11 protein-coding genes are annotated in these 15837 nt (G+C 66.5%); 6 read left to right on the top strand and 5 right to left on the bottom strand.

Annotated features, from left to right (window positions below):
* Nucleotides 1-36 precede the first annotated feature (36 nt).
* Nucleotides 37-765 (top strand): histidine utilization transcriptional repressor HutC, encoded by a 729-nt coding sequence (hutC, locus tag ACW173_RS21160; protein ID WP_099582280.1) that lies wholly within the window; start codon nucleotides 37-39, stop codon nucleotides 763-765.
* Between the two features lie 421 nt (nucleotides 766-1186).
* Here the strand turns inward: hutC and ACW173_RS21155 are convergent, their stop codons facing one another.
* Complete coding sequence (locus tag ACW173_RS21155) at nucleotides 1187-2347, bottom strand: hypothetical protein (RefSeq protein WP_492082034.1); 1161 nt, start codon at nucleotides 2345-2347, stop codon at nucleotides 1187-1189.
* Nucleotides 2348-2889: 542 nt separating this feature from the next.
* Here ACW173_RS21155 and ACW173_RS21150 point away from each other — a divergent pair.
* The gene (locus ACW173_RS21150; RefSeq protein ID WP_492082033.1) at nucleotides 2890-5181 is read left to right on the top strand and encodes a TonB-dependent receptor plug domain-containing protein; all 2292 of its coding nucleotides are present in this window, start codon (nucleotides 2890-2892) and stop codon (nucleotides 5179-5181) included.
* Nucleotides 5181-6116 (top strand): S1/P1 nuclease, encoded by a 936-nt coding sequence (locus tag ACW173_RS21145; protein WP_492082032.1) that lies wholly within the window; start codon nucleotides 5181-5183, stop codon nucleotides 6114-6116. The genes ACW173_RS21150 and ACW173_RS21145 overlap by 1 nt, the downstream gene beginning before the upstream one ends.
* Here ACW173_RS21145 and ACW173_RS21140 read toward each other — a convergent pair.
* Both ACW173_RS21140 and ACW173_RS21135 read right to left on the bottom strand, forming a co-directional pair.
* Nucleotides 6023-6988 (bottom strand): LysR family transcriptional regulator, encoded by a 966-nt coding sequence (locus ACW173_RS21140; RefSeq protein ID WP_492082031.1) that lies wholly within the window; start codon nucleotides 6986-6988, stop codon nucleotides 6023-6025. The genes ACW173_RS21145 and ACW173_RS21140 overlap by 94 nt on opposite strands.
* Before the next feature lie 180 nt (nucleotides 6989-7168).
* Complete coding sequence (locus ACW173_RS21135; protein WP_492082030.1) at nucleotides 7169-8539, bottom strand: alginate export family protein; 1371 nt, start codon at nucleotides 8537-8539, stop codon at nucleotides 7169-7171.
* A gap of 716 nt (nucleotides 8540-9255) precedes the next feature.
* On the opposite strand from ACW173_RS21135, the gene ACW173_RS21130 reads away from it, so the two are divergent.
* From ACW173_RS21130 to ACW173_RS21120, 3 genes are read left to right on the top strand one after another with little or no spacing between them, the layout of a single operon-like run.
* Complete coding sequence (locus ACW173_RS21130) at nucleotides 9256-10224, top strand: YybH family protein (RefSeq protein ID WP_492082029.1); 969 nt, start codon at nucleotides 9256-9258, stop codon at nucleotides 10222-10224.
* Between the two features lie 52 nt (nucleotides 10225-10276).
* Nucleotides 10277-11335: a sensor histidine kinase gene (locus ACW173_RS21125; RefSeq protein WP_492082028.1), complete on the top strand. Its 1059-nt coding sequence runs from the start codon at nucleotides 10277-10279 to the stop codon at nucleotides 11333-11335.
* Nucleotides 11332-12120: a LytR/AlgR family response regulator transcription factor gene (locus tag ACW173_RS21120; RefSeq protein WP_492082027.1), complete on the top strand. Its 789-nt coding sequence runs from the start codon at nucleotides 11332-11334 to the stop codon at nucleotides 12118-12120. The genes ACW173_RS21125 and ACW173_RS21120 overlap by 4 nt, the downstream gene beginning before the upstream one ends.
* Here the strand turns inward: ACW173_RS21120 and ACW173_RS21115 are convergent.
* Entirely contained in the window at nucleotides 12098-12643 is a 546-nt protein-coding gene (locus ACW173_RS21115; protein WP_492082026.1) for a DUF6265 family protein, read from the bottom strand. The genes ACW173_RS21120 and ACW173_RS21115 overlap by 23 nt on opposite strands.
* Before the next feature lie 500 nt (nucleotides 12644-13143).
* Nucleotides 13144-15801, bottom strand: coding sequence for a TonB-dependent receptor (locus tag ACW173_RS21110; protein WP_492082025.1), 2658 nt, complete (start codon nucleotides 15799-15801; stop codon nucleotides 13144-13146).
* Between the last annotated feature and the right edge of the window lie 36 nt (nucleotides 15802-15837).

Below are 15837 nucleotides of genomic sequence, written 5' to 3'. Positions count from 1 at the left end.
CACCTCGTCCCTTGCGTCCGCGAGATCTCCTTGGCCATGGCCCGCGACACTCCCTCGACGCTACATCAGCGCATCCGAACCGATATCGGCGAGCGCATCCGATCGGGCGCCTGGCCGCCGGGCCATCGGATCCCCTTCGAGCACGAACTGATGGCGCAGTACGGCTGCTCGCGAATGACCGTGAACAAGGCGCTGTCGCCGCTCGCCGAGCGGGGCCTGATCATCCGCCAGCGCGGGGCGGGCTCCTTCGTCTGCCACCCCAGGGTCCATTCCGTGGTCCTGGATATCCCTGACATCCAGGCCGAGATCAGCGGGCGCGGCGCGGCCTATCGCTACGAACTTCTGTCACGCCAGCTGCGGCGGCCTGATCGCGTCGAAATGACCAAACTCGACCTGACCGCCTCGAGTAGGGTTCTGGCCTTGACGTGCCTGCATCGCTCCAACGAGCGCCCGTTCGCGCTGGAGGAACGGGTGATCAATCTGACGGCCGTGCCCGACGCCGCGGAGGCAGATTTCTCAAGGGCGCCGCCAGGGGCCTGGCTGCTCGGGACGGTCGCTTGGACCGAGGCCGAGCATCGCATCAGCGCCGTCAACGTCTCACGCTTCACGGCCAATTTGCTTGGCATAAACGCCAGCGCGGCTTGCTTGGCGTTGGAGCGTCGCACGTGGCGAGGTGATGACCAGATCACCTGTGTTCGGCTGCTATTCCCAGGTGAAGTCTACGATCTGATGGCGCGGTTTTCGCCCACGCCGACGGGCGTTTGACATCAAGATCCTCTGCCGCTCTAGGTCAGCCCTGTAACCACCTGTCTGCGAGCGGCGGCGGCTCCTGCTGGCATATCAGCGATGCGTTAGTTTGCGCTGCGCTTAGGGCAGGGGGCCTAAAAGCTCATCGAGGACTGAGCTGAGATGGGTCTCGATCACCCTTACCTCCTGGATGGTTATAGGAACGCCATCGGGCCAGTCATCGGTGACCACGATCACTGCCGGCGTTCTTCTCGAACGTCGCTTCGGACCGGTCACAGTGCGGGTCGTAGGGTTTTCGGGTCCTTTGGCCAATGACCGTTCCTCACTCAAGATCACCTGGTGCGCCGTTCTGAGACGTCTCAAACGCTCATGGGAGACAGTCACTGGATGAAATTTTATCGGCGAGTCCGCGCGGGACATCGCACTGCCAAGCCGTGCCCTAGGCTTTCAGCGCCTTGGAAAATATCGGGACCTGGGACGTGACTGGATCGAGCGCGTCGGCTTCCGCCAGCGCCCAAGTTGCCCACGCCATGAGGGACTGCGTCGCATCTGATCGGGCGAGAGCTGCGGCCACGAAGCCCCGGACGTCTTGGGCGGCGCGCCATTCTGCGGCTTGGGTGAGCAGATGTTGGCGCCCCTGTTGTGGGAAGGCGATCGGGGGATCGGGTTGCTTCCTGGGCTCGACCCGTCGCCTTTCCATCGTTTGAGCCAGTTGCGCCCTGTACTGGAGTTGTCGGGCATGAGCGCGCGCGGCCTCCGCCCGAAACTCCGCTTCGCCAGCCACCAGGATTTCCAGGGCCACGGCGGACAGGCGCTCCTCAAGCGGATCATCGGCGACATCTTCCCAGAAGACCTGATAGCCGTCCGCGCGGCCTGTACTCGGCCCGATCATCAGCCTCAAGGTGTCGGCAGGGCCTTGTCGGACTTGCCACTGGCCTTGCCTGTCCGGCTCCGCCAGCGGGTGGTCCAGGCGAAGCGGAACCCGAGTATCGCCGACGAGGACGGAGACGTCCCGGCCAGCCTTGCCGCGAACCTCGATGCGGGCCCGCGCCTTGGCCATGCCCAGGCCCAGGCTGTTGAGGATTCTCAAGCGCCGTTTCTCGAACCCGCTTTCAAAGAGCGGCTTGTTCCAGGGGGAGGCCGACTTCTCCGACCGCTGGCGGGCGGCGCGCTTTTGGTCCTCCTGGAGAATTTGACGCAACCCGGCCCATGGACTGGACAGGTCGCGCACGTGTTTGACCGCGCCCAATCGCACCTGCGATCGGGCGCGCACGCTCTCCAGAGATTCATCGAAGCGTGGCGGTTTCGGTAGGGGCTGAGCCAGCTGTGCTTCCGGCGTAGCCCGCGAGGCTTGATAGTCCAGCTCGCCGATCCGCAGCATCTCGTTTGCGCCGGGCGTGCGGCAGGGCAGGGCAATGGGCCTGGTCGGCTGCCCGGCCGCGAGTTTGGTCCAGTAGCCGGAATATGGCACCGGCACGTCGCCGCTCATGCAGGCTTTCTTGATCGCGACCTCGGGCACGCCAAGACGCTGCGCAGCGGCTTTGATCGGTTCAGACCAGAGCAAGTCGTAGAGCGCTTGCCGACTCAGAGCTTCGTCCATTTTGCTCCTCGCGTTGTTCTGGGAGGGAGGTGACCAAGGCTGCGGCCCATGGGTCGTACCGTGAGGCGAAATGCCGATGGCGTTCGCGATAGATCGTGAATGATGCGGAAGGTTCTCGAAAGATATCGAGAGGAGATTTAAGGTATTTGTCGCGACTTAGCGCGAATTCGATCCATGCGCGCCGCTATATGTCAAGCATCCGAAATTCTGAGTGAATTCAAAACGCTAATATTTGGCGGTATTGATCACAGGTATACACGAACGCGTGATCATTGAAATCCAATAAATTCAATAGCTTGATATAATTACTGGAATTGAGTGGGAATGACGGTAATATAATACCGCTTTCGCCGGATTTGCATCCGTCGTCCAGGGCTCACTTCGTTGGCCCGCCTCTGACGTTGGGAACGCATGTTCGTGGGCGACTAGGCGGTGGGGAGTCCCTCGGGATTGCACGCCGCGCAACGCCGTTGCGGTCTTTGCGTTCACGCCGCGGTCAGACCCCAGACTAAACGCCTCGTCACGAGACGGGGAGTTTAGTCATGACGGTGTTCAAGGGTCTGGCGGCGGGTGCGGCGCTGACGATGTCGTTTGGAGCGACGGGGGCGTGGGCGCAATCCTCGCCGCCCACGGAAGCGGTGCTGGACGAAGTGCTGGTGGTCGGATCGCGGGTGCCAGGACGCCTTGCGACCGAGACCGCCGCGCCCGTCGATGTGTTCAGTGGCGAGGTGCTGGCGCAGCGCGGTTTTACCGACCTGGGCAAGATCCTGGGTTTCCTGGCGCCGTCGTTCAACTATCCGCGCTCGCAGACCTCGCCGTCCTCCAGCAGCACGCGCGGCTTCTCGTTGCGGGGGCTGGGCCCCGATCAGGTGCTGATCCTGGTCAACGGTCACCGCCGCCACGCTTCGTCGGTGCTGAACTTCAACAACGGCGTCGGCCGCGGCACGGTGCCCGTCGACATCAACACCATTCCGGTCGCGGCCATCGCCCGCGTCGAGGTGCTGCGAGACGGCGCGGCCGCCCAGTACGGCTCTGACGCCATCGCCGGGGTGATCAATATCGTGCTGCGCTCCGACGCGCGCGGCGGCGAGGCGACGGCCACGGCCGGCGTCACCGAGGACGGCGACGGCCAGTCCGGCGTCATCAGCGGCCGGATCGGCCTGCCGTTGGGCCAGGACGGCTTTTTGACCGTGACCGGCGAGGCCAGGACGCGGAAGCCCACGAATTCGGCCGAGATCGACCCGCGCGTCGGTCGCGTCAGCCAGCGTACGGGCGATCCCGACGCCCAGAACCTGCTGCTGACCGCCAATGCCGAAGCGGCTCTGCCCGCCGGGGCGCGAGCCTATGGCTTCGGCACGCTGGCTCTCCGTGACTCCACCAGTACGCCGTTGTTTCGCCTGCCCAGCGTCGCGCCGGCGCTCTATCCGAACGGCTTTCTACCGAACATCAATTTGGACATGCTGGATCTGGGCGGCGCGGTGGGCGTGCGAGGCGAGGTCGCGGGTTGGCGCTATGACCTCAGCGATACGGCTGGCTACGACCGGGGTGACTTCGCGGTCTCCAACAGCGTCAACACCTCGCTCGGCGCGACCAGTCCGACACGGTTCGATTCCGGCGGCGTGACCTATGGCCAGAACATCGCCAACCTGACGGTCAGCCGATCCTTCGATCGCTTGATGGCCGGCGCCAATCTGGCGCTTGGCGCTGAGTATCGCCGCGAGACCTTCAAGATTCGCTCGGGCGAGCCGGCCTCGTTCAGCGGCGCGGGCGCGCAGGGCTTTCCCGGCTTCAACCCGCCGACCCCGATCGACGTGGATCGCAACGCCTTCAGCGCCTTCGTCGACGCCGAGATCAGCCCGGTCAAGGGCCTGGACATCGGCGTCGCCGCGCGCGCCGAGGACTATAGCGACTTCGGGCGCAAGGTGACGGGCAAGGCCTCGGCGTTCTGGCGGGCCACGCCCTGGCTGGCGGCGCGGACGACGGTCAGCACCGGCTTCCGGGCCCCGTCGTTGCAGCAGCAGTACTTCTCAACCGTGACCAGCCAGCTCAGCGCTGGCGCGCTGGTCAATATCGGCACCTTCGCGGTCACCGATCCGGTCGCCCGCGCCCTGGGGGCCAGCGACCTGCGTCCGGAGACCTCCAAGCACTATTCGGGCGGTTTCGTGCTGACGCCGCGCGAGGGCCTGACCTTCAGCCTGGACGCCTTCCGGATCGAGATCGAGGATCGCATCGCGCTCAGCGAATCCCTGACGGGCCCGGCCGTGGTCGCCATCCTGCAGCGCGCCGGCATCACCAACGCCAGCCAGGTGCGGTTCTTCACCAACGCCATCGACACCCGGACCCAGGGCTTCGAGGCGACCGGCAACTGGCGCACCCGGATCGGTCACGACGGACGCCTGAACCTGACCGTCGGCTATGCCGCGTTCGACACCGATCCGCGCAACCCGCGAAGCAATCCGGTGGTCCCGACCCTGCCTCTGCTGGCGGCCGCGTCGCTGAACACGCTGGCCGACGCCGAGCCTCGCAACAAGCTGACGCTCTCGGCGGACCTGCGGGTCGGTCGCTGGAGCCTGACGGCCGACGCGGCGCGGTTCGGGCGCTACAAGGCCGCACCGGTCGGCCCGATCCAGGTGTTCGGCTCCGACACCACGCTGGACCTGACCCTGGCCTATCAGGTGACCGAGCGCATGCGGGTGCAGGTTGGCGCGCTGAACGCCACCGACGCCTATCCCGACCGCGTGAAGGGCCAGACCGACGGCCGGCCCTATACCGAGGCGGGCGGGATCGGGGTCGACGGCCGCGAGTACTTCATCCGCCTTGGGGCCAGCTTCTGATGGGCGCGCTGGAGCGGCTCGGCAGAACGGGACTGGCGCTGGTGACGGCCTGGTCGCTGGGCGCGGCCCCGGCCGCGGCCTGGACCCGGCCGGGACACATGGTCATCGCCGCGATCGCCTTCGATGATCTGGAAGCCAGCGATCCGGCGATCGTGGATCGCGTGGTGGCGGTGCTGGACGGCCATCCCGACCGGGGACCGTTCGAGGTGGCCGAGGACCGCAGCGAAGGCCGCGAGCGGGCGCTGAGGCTGATGATGGAATGCGCGCGCTGGCCCGACGACGCGCGCCTGACCAGCTATGACCAGCCCAGCTGGCACCTGGAGCTGAAGCCGGTCGTCCGGGCCGGGGACCCGCCCGCGATCCCGCCCGACGACAGGATCTCCATGGACGGCGTCGAGGCCTTCGCCCTGAACGCCCGGGTCATGGCCAATCGCGCCGCCACACCGGCTCAGCGCGCCATGGCCCTGTGTTGGGTGATGCACCTAGCCGGAGACGTGCACCAACCGTTGCACACGGCGCAGCTGTTTTCCGCGCGGTATCCGGACGGCGACAAGGCCGGTAGCCTGCAGTTTGTCATCGATCCTCTGACGAAGCGCCCAGAAACCCTGCATTGGTTCTGGGACGACAGCCTCCATCGCGCCGGGGACGTCGCCTCGGTCACGGCGCGGGCGAAGGCCCTGGAGCGTCGCCTGCCGCGCGCTTCGGTGTCGCCGGGCGCGGCGCGCGCGGCGGATTATGGCGCCTGGGCCAATGAAAGCCGGGCGCTAGCGGCGTCCCATGCCTATGCTTCGGGAGCGGTCGGCGGCTTGTCGGCCAGCCAGGCCAAGGCGCTGGCGCCGGGCTATGCCGAGGGGGCGGCGGCCCTGGCCGAGGAACGGGCCGCGATCGCCGGATACAGACTGTCCGACCTGCTGCGCGAGGCTTTCGCGAAATAGGTGGCGGGAGTGTTCGCCGCTTGGCCTTCCAGCCACGACCAGACCGCGGCGACGGAACGGCGTCGTCGTCCAGCGCTCGTGGCCGCCAAGCGGTATTCGCCGGGATATTTGAGCCAGGGCAGGCCCAGCTCGACCAACCGGCCGTCGTCGAGATAGGGTTGGACGGTGGGCAGGGCGCCAAGGACGACGCCCATTCCCTGCGCCGCCGCCTCGTAGGCGGCTTGCATGACGTCGAAGCGGGTCGTAGCGGCCAGGCGAGTCAGGCCGGCTTGATCCGTCCACCAGTCCCAGATGTTGAGCGGCACACTGACGGCCAGCCGGGGAAAGGCCGACAGGTCGGGATTGGCCCGAAAGCGCGCCGCGACCTGGGGCGAGGCGACCGGCGTGCCCGAAACGGTGATCAGGGAACGCGAGGACAGGCCCGAGAAATCCGTGTCGCTGAAGCAGATCGCCAGATCGACCGCGCCCCGCCGCAGCGCCGAGGCGTCGCGAATGGTGTCGAACGACAGCCGGATGTCGCTGAGGCCGCCCAGGCGGGGGATCAGCCAGCCCACCGCCAGCGAGTGCGAAAGAGACAGGCGCACTTCGGTTTGCTCGAGGTCATCGCCCACCGCGGCGCGCGCGGCGCGGCGCAGTTCCAGATAGGCCGGCTCCAGTTCGCGCAAACAGCGCGCGCCCGCCTCGGTCAGCTGCAGGCCGTCGGGCGTGCGCTCGAACAGGACCCGATCGAATTGCGCGGCCAGCGCCTGCAGGCGGCGCGAGAAGGCGGCGGGACTGATGGCGCAGCGCTCGGCGGCGGCGCGAAAGTTCGGACCCCGGGCGGCTTCGATGAACGCCTGGATGTTCTCAAGGGGTGGAAGCCGGCGTTGCATCGATCACTCGGACATTGGGCGTTCAGCACGCTAGCCATGGACTGTGACAAACATCGCAGAAGACGCCGCCAGCCAGACGTCTGGATCTCGTGTGTTCGGAACGGTGTCAGAGCCGGCTTCCGGCGCCGAGGGGCGCGGTTCAAGGCGTCCAGGGCGCCGAACGGCTCGTCCCGCTAGGCGTCAGAGCTTGTATTCGAGGGTGATCCAGGCCTTGGTTCGCGAGGCCGGCGGCGTGGCCGTGCCCGCGGGCGCCGTCCTCTCGCGCTTGAAGTCGGCGTACTTCAGCTGGATCGAGAGTTTGGGCGTGATGGAGGCGGCGAAGGCGACGTCCCACTCGTGGCCCAGGTCGGCGCCGGTCCGATGGCCATTGAAGTCGTGGTAGCGGACCAGGAACTCGGTGTTGAAGAAGTAGGTCCGCTTGAAGCGGGGCTTGGCGGTGAAGGTGAGGTTGGCGTCCTCGATCCCGTCGACGAAGCTCTTGTTGCCGCCCGGCGAGACGAAGGCGTCGGCCCAGCCCTGGAAGGCGTGGACGGTGGCCAGGGGCGTGGTGAAGCCGCGCACTCCGTCGCCTTCCAACGACTCGTAGCTGGCCTTGACCGTGTAGATGTCGAACGTCCCGGCGATGTCGCCGCCAAAATAGGTCAGGTCGAAGCCGGGCGTGTTGTGATGGTAGTCCGACTGCTTGGCGTAGGTGGCGCTATAGGCCAGCTGATAGAGTCCGGTCCATGTCTTGCCGGAGGCCTTGGCCCCGGTGGTTAGCGACGAATTGATCGCCGAATTGCCGAAGTCCAGGGCGTAGACGAAGCCTTGCAGGCGCAGCGCCTCGGCCGGTGACCAGGTGGCGTTCAGCAGGTGGCTGTCGCTCTCCCAGTCCGTCATCTCGCCCAGGATGCGATTGACGCGCGTGACATAAGCATAGGTCGCCTTGAACCGGCCGTAGGCGAGATCGGTCCGGATCGCGTCGAAGGTCTGCTCGTCCTGGCGCCAGCCCACATTGCCGACGAAGCGTTGGTCGTCGAGCAGGATGCGCTGGCGGCCGGCGACCACCTGAATGGCGGTGCTGGGAGTCCAGGCTAGCTGGAGACGGTTCAGTTCCGTGACGTCCGGATCGTTACTGATCGGATACTTGGCTTTGTGGGCGCCGTTCAGCGGCGGCGTCGGCGCACCGGGCGCGTTGACGGCGAAGTGCTCGGGTCCGATGTGACGCACGTCCTCGACTTCGATCAGGCCCTTCACGCCGCGAAACTCGGCGGTCTCCCAGCCCAGGCGGGTGCGGATGGTGTAGGCCGCGGCGTCGTCGGTGAGCGTTGCGGTCTTGGCCTGGTCGACGCCCTCATAACGGCCACGCACCTCCAGGATCAGTTTTCCGTCCGCGACCTGGTCGCTGAACGTGGGCGACGCGACGGAGGGCGCCGATTCCGGCACGGATTCGACCGTCGCTTCGGCGACCGCTCGAGGAGCCGAAACCAGCGCGGCCCGCGCCATCGCGGTTGTACTCCAGGCAAGCGCGCTCAGTGCCGCGCCGCAGCGCAGCATGACTGTCGATCGCATGACGCCTCCATCCCCTAGGGCCAAAAAAAAACGCCCGGCGGGATCGCTCTCGCGATCTCTCCGGACGCCATTGTCCAAGCTTACCAAGCCGCTACGTCGCGACTGGCGACCCTCATGGGTCAACACGGAACGTCGTTGTCCCGCGTGTCGTCATCAGGAGGAGGCAGACCTGGTGAGCCGACAATCGAAAAGCGGCGTTCTTGTTCGCCGCGCCGCACAGGCGGCGTTGTTTTGCACAGTGGCCATGCAGGCCTGAGCAACACCTTGCTCGCTATTTCCGCGTTTGGACCGTCCATCGAGAGCGCCGCGCTGTGCGGCGCCCTGGGTTCAACGCTCGATAGGCGAGATAAACAACGACCGCGGCGCAAGGCAGCGAGGCCCTCGGCGAAGCGCGTCTAGCCGTATCGGTTGGATGGCCGGAAACTGGAAGGATCCCAAGTTCGCCTTACGACGCGGCTTTCATATCGCTGGCCGGCAACCTCCGCCGCGCGATGGCTATCCGAAGGGCGGTGTGGTTGGGGTGTCCGTTTCCCACGCTCGCGATGGACCTGGGTCAAGCTTCGTCCCGCTCACGGAAGACCCGATCCCGTTCGACCCTTCCCGTTTGTCCGCCGCATGGTTTCATGCGCCCTGGAGCCGGGACGCGACATCCAGGAGCCATGGTCATGATGGACGATCAATCCCAAAGGCTCCGCCTTTTCAGCAGAAGGCGGTTAGTGGCGCTCGTCGCCGCCGGGACGCCGATGATCGTGATCCTTGAGCCGATCTCGGCCAGATCGGCGGTCGCCGCGACCAAGGCGTCTGGAGCGGCGAAGCCAAGAAAGGTTCCAGTGGCGTGGGCCGCGGAGATCCAACGCCGGAACGCCGACCTCTCGGCGGCCTGGCTGAGCGGGGATGTCGACCGACGAATGGTCCACTACGCCGCCGACAGCATCAGCAATCCCGACTACCAGCCTCGATTGTACGGTCCAGGTTCGATCGCCCGCTACTATCGGGTCCTGGCGTCTCGCCAGCGGGTCAGCGCCTATGCCCGCCGCACGACCGAGATCGTTCCGCTTGATGATGAAAGCGGACTGGAACTTGGAGGCTTCGACCTTACCTACGCCCTCCTGGCGGACGGGGTGTCGCATAGTCTTCAAGGTCGGTACGCGAACCTGTGGCGTCGCCAGCCCGACGGCGCCTTGAAGCTGAAGGCGGAGGTCTGGGGCTATTTCGAGCGGATCGAGAATCCCGCCTCCCATAGCCTGGGCGAACGCGAGACGACGGGCCGCGCGGCCCCGCCGGGAGATCCCGAGGTCGAGGCCGAACTTGGTAGGCTCAACGCCCTCGACGCCGAAGCGGTCAAGAGCCACGACGCCGCCGCCAAGATCGCACGGTATGCCGACGACGCTGTCTTCATGCCCTACGCGGACACGCCGAAGGTCGGGATCAACGACATTCGAACCCATCTGGTTCGCTACACCGAACAGGGCCGAGGCGTGGTCTTCGAGTCGGTCAAAGTCTGGAACGAGGGCTTCGAGGTGCTGGACGGCTACGTGGTCGAGTATCCCAAGTTCGAGGTGCGCTGGCGCAACGGCGCGGATTCTGGGATCGTCTCGGGGGGAGGTCTTCGGCTGTGGCGGCGGCAAGCCGACGGCTCGCTGAAGATGTTCCGCCAGATCGCGACCCACGACCATCGGGCCTAGCGTCGGCGAAGGCCGTCTCGGCCAGGCTGCCCAGGATCAGGAGCATCGTCGGATGAACGTCGTGGGTCGTGGCCGACGTTACGTGCTCTGGGGCGCCGCCCTGGCGGGCGTCTGGTCGATCGTTGCGCTGCTCAATTCCTGGCAATGGTACATGGGCGGCCTCGTGACGGGCCAGGATCCCAAATGGCTGGAGCTTCTCGGCTACTCGGTCGCCGGCAACAGCATCTGGGCGCTTCTGACGCCGCTGGTTGTCGCCTTCGCCCGCCGCTCGCCCTTCGAGCCGCGACGCGGCGTCCGGTTCTTCATCGTGCATCTGCTCGCGGGCGTTGGTTTCGCTCTGCTGCAGACGGCGCTCTACGTCACCCTCATGTGGACGCTGGGCGCCGAGGCGCCGGGGCGGATTCTCGTGCAGAAGCTGGCGGGAAATTTCCAGATCAATCTTCTGATCTACGCGATCATCGTGGCCCTCGTGGTCGGAGCGCGAGCCTATCGCGCGCTCCGCGACCGGGAGGTGGCCGGCGCGCGCATGGAGGCGCGACTGGCCGAGGCCGAGAGCGCGGCCCTGCGCGCGCAACTGCAGCCGCACTTCCTGTTCAACACTCTCAACGCGATCTCGGCGCTGGTCGAGGACGAGCCGCGCCGGGCCCGGCGCCTGATCGCCAAGCTGGGCGACTTGCTGCGCCTGTCCATCGAGGAACATCGCGCGCCGCAAAGCGCGTTTGGCGACGAACTGGATTTTACCGAGGCCTATCTCGCCATCGAGCAGGCGCGGCTGGGGCCACGGCTGCGGGTCGTCCGAGATGTCGCGCCCGACGCCTTGACGTGTCTGGTGCCGACCCTGCTGCTCCAGCCGCTGGTGGAGAACGCTGTTCGCCATGGAATTTCGCCCCTGGTGGAGGGCGGCACGGTGACGATCGCCGCCAGGGTGGTCGACGGGCGACTGCATGTGACCGTGGCCGACGACGGCAAGGGCGCCGGCGCCATCGTCGAGCGCGTGGGGCTGGGGAACGCGCGCCGACGCCTGCGACAGCTTTATGGCGACCGCCATTCCCTGGAGATCGACACGGCCCCGACAGCAGGGTTCAGAGTCGTGCTGGTGACGCCGCGATGATCCGGACGCTCATCGTCGACGACGAACCCCTGGCGCGGCGCCGTGTCGCGACCCTGCTGCGCGCGCAATCGGATTTCGAGATCGTCGGCGAGGCGGCGCACGGCGCTTCGGCCATCGCCCAGATCGAGGCGACGCGGCCAGACCTTGTCTTCCTCGACGTCCAGATGCCGGAGGTGACGGGCTTCGACGTCGTCGAGGCGATCGGCGCCGAGGCGATGCCGATCACCGTCTTCGTGACCGCCCACGACGCCTTCGCCGTTCGCGCGTTCGAGGTGCAGGCCATCGACTATCTGCTCAAGCCCTTTGGCGACGGCCGGTTCGCTCAAGTCCTCGATCGGGTCCGCCGCCAGACAGCCGTCGGTTCTGGACCGTCGCGCGCCTTGACCTCGCTGCTGGCCTGCGTTCCCCGGACGCCACGGCTGGTGGCGCGCGGAAACGGCGTGGCCCGGATCATTCCGCTGGAGGACGTCCATTGGATCGGCGCGGCCGGCAACTACGCGGAGGTCCACACGGCCACGCGAGCGCTGCTGATCGACGAGTCGATCGCTTCCCTGGCGGCCCGACTGCCAGCCGAGTCCTTCGCTCGCATCCATCGCGCCGTGATCGTGCGCCTCGACGCCATCGCCGAAGTTCGCGCCGGATCGCACGGCGATGGCGCCCTGCGCCTGACCAATGGCGTCAAGCTGAGGATCAGTCGTCGCTATCGGGAGGCTGTCCAGACCTATTTGAGCGCATGCCTTCGAAGGGGTGATGATCGCGGAGTCACTTCCGCCGGAACGGTATGACCAGCGTCTCCCGCTCCTCCTGACCGGAGCGATTGAGAAAATAGACCGTGAAGCTGTCCTCGCCGGTCCGGGAGAAGGTGATGCCGTCGAAAAACAGGGTCTTGGAGTCCCGGTCGACCAGCGGGCGGTCGATATAGGCGTCCTGCGCCTCCCAGCCGGCGAGAAGCGGCGTGAAGTGTTTGACCCGGACGGTGACGCTGTCCCCAGCCTGCGCGAATACGCTGATCTCGTAGAAGATCACCCCGCTCGGGCTCACCGCGCGAACAAAGCCCGGCATGTGCCCAAACCTATGATCCAGGATGACGTGCTCGACGGGGCCTTCGGGCATGTCGCCGATCCAGTGCCCCTCGAGCCAGGCTAGATCGGCGATGCTTGTCGGCGGACCGGAGGCCCCCTTGGTCAGTAGCTTGACCATGGACCGTGGCGTCGTCGCGGCGACCTGGGCGGAGGATGGCGACGCGGTGATGAGCATGGATGTGATCAGGAACGCCCGAAGGCTGGAGCGGAGATAGCGCGGGCTCATCGCGGCGCTCCCTCGAAGACAAGGTGGTGGGCGAAGAACGGCAGGACGCCGGTATGGACCCGTCCGCCTTCCCCCCAATGGCGGTCGCCGAAGCCGCCTCCATGTTCCTCTGCCTTGCGCGGCGCCCCGCCCATCGCCCTGTCGAATAGTTTGCCCATGCCAACCCTCCATCGCTCGGAGGCTCAATGGGCCCCGCAAGGACTTCCGTCGCAACCGCCGCTGGCTAGGCGGGATCGACGGCGCCGTGGGCGGGAGCCGCCGTCAAGATCAGGGAATAAATTCACACCGGGGTTCGGGGAATTTCCGTCACGCTGCGTCTTCATATCGTGGGTGCGTCATCTGGCGACGTGACCCATGGGAGATGCGACGTGATTGGGGGCGGGCGTTGAGACAAACCGGTCGCCTGGACGCTCCCGTCGCGGGTTCGCGGACCGGCCGGCATGCGACCGGTCCGCGTAAGGCGACGACCTCTCATGAGCAGAGGGCGTTCGGGGATGGGTTTAGAACTTGCCGCGGAGCGTCAGCGAGACCGTGCGGCCCCAGTGATAGATCTCCATCGGCTGGTCCTTGCTCTTGCCGTACAGGTAGCGGATCTCATCGGTCAGGTTCGAACCCTCCAGCGTCACCGCGTACCACGGGGTGATCTGGTACGAGAGCGAGCCGTCGAGCGAGCCGTAGGCGTCGACATAGGACTGGGCCGTGGTGGTGCTGCCGATCGACGATAGGTAGCGCGAGCGCCAGAACCAGCCGAGACGGGCGCTGATCGGCCCCTTCTCGTAGTAGCCGACCAGGTTGTAGCTCTGCTTGGACAGGCCCACGAGGTCGTCCTTGATCTGGCGGTTGCCGGCGAAATAGTTCGCCTTGCTGTCCACCAGGGTGACCGAGGCCTGCACGCCCAGGCCGTCCAGCAGGCCGGGCAGGAACGACAGCGACTGATTGTAGGCTGCCTCGAAGCCGCGCACCTCGGCGTCGCCGCCATTGACGCTGGACGACAGCAGGACGTCGCCGCGGCCGGGCACCTGGATGGTGACGTTCTGGGCGGTGATGTAGTCGTCCATCTTCTTGACGAAGATCGCGCCGGTCACGGCCGTGGTCGGGGCCGGGTACCATTCCAGCGAGACGTCGTACTGATCGGCCAGGAACGGGTTCAGGTCCGGATTGCCGCCCGAGGCCGTTGGCGAGTCGCGGCTGACGCTGATGCGTGGGGCGCTGTCGGTGACGTTGGGGCGGTTGACGACGCGCGAGGCGGCGAAGCGGGCGACGAGGTCGTCACGCAGCTCGACCTTGACGTTCAGGCTGGGCAGCCAGTTCTTGTATTCCTTCAGATAACCGACCGGCACCGGCGTCGTGCCGCTGGTCAGGGTGCCGGAGGCCAGTTGTTTGGTCTCGGCGTAGCGCACGCCGGCGTTGCCGCTGACCGGCAGGCCGCCCAGCTCGAACTTGAAATCGCCGCGCACGTAGGCGCTGTGGATCTTCTGGTCGACGATGAACGAGTTGCGCAGGTCGGCCGTCGACCACGGCTGGGCCGCCACGGCCGGCGTGTACAGGCGGTTGTAGTAGGCGTCGCGGGTCGGGGTGACCCAGGTGCGCGGCGTATTGCCGTCGAAGCTCTTCAGGAAGCCCGAAAAGGGCATGGCTTCGTAGAAGCTGGAGCCCAGGGTCGTCAGCGGCACGTTGAGGATGTCGTTCAGCACCCAGTCACGGCGTAGGTAGGTGCGGTTCATGTTGTGCTGCTCGACGCCGAACGCGAGCTTGCTGAACCAGCTGTCGAACACCCGCGCGCCATCCAGGCGGAAGGTCTCGTCGCTGTCGCGCGAGTCCTTCCAGGTGTAGTCGAACGCCTGGCCGACATAGTTGGCCGGGTTGGTGTAGTCGACGGGCGTGGTCAGTTGCGGGATCGCCGTGTAGCCGCGCGAGAAGTCGTAGGTCAGCGGGGCGAAGAAGGCGATGCGGTTGCGCGTCGTGGCCTTGCCGTCCGGATGGTAGCTGCGGGCGCGCGAATAGCCGTACTCGGCGTTGAAGGACCAGGCGCCGGGCGTCCAGGCCTGCTTGACGCCGAAGATCGTCAGGTCGTGGCGGTTCAGGCTGGTCTCGCGCGAGCCCATCCAGCGGACGTTGTTGATCGTGCCGCCGACCACCGTGTCGCCAACGACCTTCTGGCTGCCGGCCACGAAAGTCGGGATCGCGAAGGTGCTGTCATCCGGATAGATGTCGAGGCCGAACTCGTCGTAGTCGACGTCCAGGCGGGTCACCAGCAGGTCGACGTCGGTCTGGAAGTCACTATTGGGCTTCCACTGGCCCGAGACGGCGCCCGAATAGAGCTTGCGGTGCTCGGTCTCGATGGTCGGGCGGGTGCGCGACGGGGTGTAGAGGCCGCTGCCCAGCACCGAGGTGAAGCGGTTCAGGTTCCAGCCGACCTGGTACAGGCGGTCGTTGCGGACGTGGCGCTCGTCATAGAGGCCCGAGGCCAGCAAGCCGATCGTCTTGTCGGCGTTGGTCCAGCTGAGCAGGCCCGAGGCCGACGGGTCGGCCTTCTTGCGCACGTCGTTATAGGTCTCGCGCACCGAGAAGGCGGCCTTCTGACCCAGGTCCAACGGCTTGAAGGTCTTGATGTTGATGTTGCCGCCCAGGGCGCCTTCATCCATGTCGGCGGTGGGGCTCTTCACGACCTCGATCTGCGAGATCAGCTCGGCGGGCAGCACCTCGAAGCGGAACTGGCGACCCTTGGCGCCGCCGTTCTCGATCAGCTCGTTGACCGCGATCGAGCGGCCGTTCAGCTCGGTATACTGGAACTGCGGGCCCAGGCCCCGGACGCTGACATACAGGCCCGCGCCCCGCTGGCGGTCGATGGTCACGCCGGTGACCAGCTGCAGCGCCTCGGCGGCGTTGCGGGTCGGGAATTTGCCGATGTCCTCGGCGTTGACAGCGTCCAGACCGTAGTCTGCCGAGCGCTTCAGGGCGGCGGCGGCCTGCAGGCTCTTGCCGTACGAGGTGATGACGACTTCCTCGACGGAGTCGGCGGGTTCAGCGGCCGCCGGCGCGCCGGCGGTGTCGGCGGCTTTGGCCTGGCTCACGCCGAGCGCGGCGAAGGCGAGGATGGCGACGGCGCCCGCGCAGCGCGCGCCCTGGAATTTCGAACTGAACTTGGAGCTGGACATTTTATCCCCCGATCTCTGGTGGGCCCGCGGGGAGGC

It is taken from the genome of Caulobacter sp. ALps2, from assembly GCF_058681635.1.
This window is presented reverse-complemented; position numbering and strand designations above follow the sequence as displayed.

Coding starts and splice junctions, on each gene's coding strand:
- hutC (WP_099582280.1), top strand. CDS start 37: ATGGCCCGCGACACTCCCTCGACGCTACATCAGCGCATCCGAACCGAT.
- ACW173_RS21155 (WP_492082034.1), bottom strand. CDS start 2,347: ATGGACGAAGCTCTGAGTCGGCAAGCGCTCTACGACTTGCTCTGGTCT.
- ACW173_RS21150 (WP_492082033.1), top strand. CDS start 2,890: ATGACGGTGTTCAAGGGTCTGGCGGCGGGTGCGGCGCTGACGATGTCG.
- ACW173_RS21145 (WP_492082032.1), top strand. CDS start 5,181: ATGGGCGCGCTGGAGCGGCTCGGCAGAACGGGACTGGCGCTGGTGACG.
- ACW173_RS21140 (WP_492082031.1), bottom strand. CDS start 6,988: ATGCAACGCCGGCTTCCACCCCTTGAGAACATCCAGGCGTTCATCGAA.
- ACW173_RS21135 (WP_492082030.1), bottom strand. CDS start 8,539: ATGCGATCGACAGTCATGCTGCGCTGCGGCGCGGCACTGAGCGCGCTT.
- ACW173_RS21125 (WP_492082028.1), top strand. CDS start 10,277: ATGAACGTCGTGGGTCGTGGCCGACGTTACGTGCTCTGGGGCGCCGCC.
- ACW173_RS21120 (WP_492082027.1), top strand. CDS start 11,332: ATGATCCGGACGCTCATCGTCGACGACGAACCCCTGGCGCGGCGCCGT.
- ACW173_RS21115 (WP_492082026.1), bottom strand. CDS start 12,643: ATGAGCCCGCGCTATCTCCGCTCCAGCCTTCGGGCGTTCCTGATCACA.
- ACW173_RS21110 (WP_492082025.1), bottom strand. CDS start 15,801: ATGTCCAGCTCCAAGTTCAGTTCGAAATTCCAGGGCGCGCGCTGCGCG.